Consider the following 2,534-nt stretch of genomic DNA (forward strand, 5'->3'; position numbering starts at 1 on the left):
ACTGGACCCTCGTCGCCGTGCTGGCCGCCCCCGCCGCGGCCGGCGGCTGGCTGGGCACCAAGCTGGTCGGCCGCCTCCCGGTCCCGGTCCTCCAGGCGCTGATCGTGACCACCGCCCTCGCCGGCGCCGCCTGGCTGCTCCAGCGTTGACCGCCGGTGTAGCCCTCGTTGACGCGCTGCATGGCGCGACCACGTCCCGGCCGTCGTCCTCGCCTACGAGGTCGGCTTGGTGAGCCCGCGGTAGCTCAGCCCGCGAGCACCGCGAGGTCGTTGCTGACGAGCAGGCGCATCACCAGGCCGACCGGGCCGTTCGCGGCGGGCGTGGACTGGATGCGGACCACGCCGTCGACCACGTCGGCCTTGGCCCCCGGCAGCACTTCGGTCCACGGCTGGCCGGACCGCGCCGAGCCGTCGCTCAGCTCGCGCTCCACGCGGTCGCGCAGGCCGTTGGCGTCGCCCGACGGGGCGAGGCAGACCACCTCGGTGACGTCGTCGGCGGACGGGGCGCGGACGCCGACCGCGTAGGCGGTGCTGTCACCGTCCGGCCGGCTCATGATCGCGGCGGTCGCGTCGCCGAGGCAGCCGGCGAGCTTGCGCAGGCCCGCGTCGTCGGCCAGGGTCCCGCCGCCCGGGTTGGTCACCCAGTCGATGCCGGCCTTGGTCGGGGCGTAGGCGAGGGAGCCGTCGGCCGTGCGGATGTTGTTGAGCTGGCCGGTCGGGGCGATCTCGCCGAGCGGTCCGTCGATGCTGAGCTCGTTGTCGCCCGCGCTCGTCCAGAGGGTGGCGCCGCCGGACTTGCTGGACGTGATGTCCCGGCCGGCGAGCTCGCGGTCGAGCTTGGCGACGTCGTACTTGCCCCAGAAGACGCCTGCCCACTTGGGTGGCGTGCCGGCGGTGACGGCCTGGTCCATGGCCTGCGGGTCGAAGCCGAGCTGCTCGGCCATGAGGACCGAGGTGGCGGACAGCTGTCCGTAGCCGTAGCCGGCGACGTTCAGGAACCGTTCCTTGTCCTTTCTCACCAGCTCGCGGACCTTGGCGAGGTCGCCGTACTCGACGTAGTTCTTGTCCTCGGCGGTGGCCGCGACCTTGCCGAGCGCCCCGAGCAGCCCCGACGGCGCCGAGGCGGCCTGGTCGGCCCAGTCGGACCCCGTACTGCTCGAACACGCGCCGGAGACCAGCACCGTGACGGCCATGATGATGATCTTTACTCGCTGAGCCCCTGGTGAACGCACCGCGCGATCCTACGGCCAACCCGCTTCGCGAGCTGGTGACGCACCCGGTACAGTTCTCTCGTCGCGAGGGCGATTAGCTCAGCGGGAGAGCGTTCCGCTCACACCGGAAAGGTCACTGGTTCGATCCCAGTATCGCCCACGCATTCGAAAAGCCCCCATGGTCTGCTCATCGTGGGGGCTTTTCGCGTGTCTCCTACTTCCGGCCGTTCCGAAACGCGTCTGCTGCGGTAAGTTGCCGGTTGGCACGAGCAACATTCGGGCTACGACGCTACCGGGACGCGACCAACCCTTGCCAGTATGGGTGGTGGCAGAGAGCACCTTCTCACGGAGTGTCGCGACCCAGGTGCGCTGTGCTGTACTTCTGACCCATACGGGTGAAGTGCGACAAAGATGCGACCGGAAGGGGCCCTCCGACCGTCACACGGTAGGGACTCAGTCGTTCTAGGGCTGGGAAGGGAGAGAAAGGGTAGCGACGATGCGCAACGACCACGTGACGCTCCGTTCGACAGCGGTGTTCGACCTCCTGGCCCCGCGGACTCCCGCGGTGCCCGTCAAGGTCGAGCTGCGCTACGACACGCGCGATCCGTACGCGGTTGTCGCGGCCTTCCGGACCGGCCGGGCCGGCTGGGTGGAGTGGGTGTTCGCCCGCGATCTGCTCGCCGACGGCCTCATCGCCGAGGCGGGCAACGGGGACGTCCGAATCCGCCCGGCGGTCGACGATCCCGAGGTGGTCGTGATCGAGCTCAGCTCGCCGTCCGGGCACGCGGTGTTCGAGGCCTCGGCGCAGGAGCTGGCGGATTTTCTGGACCGAACGTACGACGTCGTGGTGCCCGGCAACGAGCACCTCTGGGTGGACGTCGACGAGGCCCTCACACACCTCATCTCGACCGACCTGACCTGAGGTTTCGCCGGGCGGTAACCCCCGGTTTGAGACCGCGGCGGGAGGTCGGATAGAGTTCCGCTCACACCACGCGGGGACGGGAACTTCCTGGAACAGCGTGGTTTTGCGGACGTGGCGCAGCTGGTAGCGCATCACCTTGCCAAGGTGAGGGTCGCGGGTTCGAATCCCGTCGTCCGCTCGAAGAGGGGTCGGCCTCCCACCGGGCCGAATCCAGCAACACGGCCCCTCGGGTCCGAGCCGGAGCCCCAATCTCGCTCGGGCAACGGCGGAGTGGCCGAGTGGCTTAGGCAAGGGCCTGCAAAGCCCTGTACGCGGGTTCGATTCCCGCCTCCGCCTCGGGCGATTAGCTCAGTGGGAGAGCACTACCTTGACACGGTAGGGGTCACTGGTTCAATCCCAGTA

The 2,534-nt window shown here is 69.3% G+C and carries 2 protein-coding genes and 4 tRNA genes; 5 read left to right on the forward strand and 1 reads right to left on the reverse strand.

All coding sequences use genetic code 11. The features are described from left to right. Positions 1 to 244: 244 nt before the first annotated feature. Positions 245 to 1,192 (reverse strand): hypothetical protein, encoded by a 948-nt coding sequence (locus VGD70_RS32570; RefSeq protein ID WP_331088212.1) that lies wholly within the window; start codon positions 1,190 to 1,192, stop codon positions 245 to 247. Between the two features lie 106 nt (positions 1,193 to 1,298). On the opposite strand from VGD70_RS32570, the gene VGD70_RS32575 reads away from it, so the two are divergent. The 5 genes from VGD70_RS32575 (at position 1,299) to VGD70_RS32595 (ending at position 2,534) form a co-directional block, all read left to right on the forward strand. Further along, a tRNA-Val gene (locus tag VGD70_RS32575) sits at positions 1,299 to 1,370 on the forward strand. A 336-nt stretch (positions 1,371 to 1,706) separates the two neighbouring features. After that, the gene (locus VGD70_RS32580; RefSeq protein WP_075123646.1) at positions 1,707 to 2,132 is read left to right on the forward strand and encodes an SsgA family sporulation/cell division regulator; all 426 of its coding nucleotides are present in this window, start codon (positions 1,707 to 1,709) and stop codon (positions 2,130 to 2,132) included. Between the two features lie 105 nt (positions 2,133 to 2,237). Then, a tRNA-Gly gene (locus VGD70_RS32585) sits at positions 2,238 to 2,310 on the forward strand. Between the two features lie 86 nt (positions 2,311 to 2,396). Beyond that, a tRNA-Cys gene (locus VGD70_RS32590) sits at positions 2,397 to 2,468 on the forward strand. A 9-nt stretch (positions 2,469 to 2,477) separates the two neighbouring features. Further along, a tRNA-Val gene (locus VGD70_RS32595) sits at positions 2,478 to 2,534 on the forward strand.

Origin of the sequence: Actinophytocola sp., assembly GCF_036402745.1 — a bacterium.
GTDB lineage: Bacteria > Actinomycetota > Actinomycetes > Mycobacteriales > Pseudonocardiaceae > Actinophytocola.

What these genes read in the sequence shown, in the direction of transcription:
- VGD70_RS32570 (WP_331088212.1), bottom strand. Translation starts at nt 1,192, where the DNA reads ATGGCCGTCACGGTGCTGGTCTCCGGCGCGTGTTCGAGCAGTACGGGG.
- VGD70_RS32580 (WP_075123646.1), top strand. Translation starts at nt 1,707, where the DNA reads ATGCGCAACGACCACGTGACGCTCCGTTCGACAGCGGTGTTCGACCTC.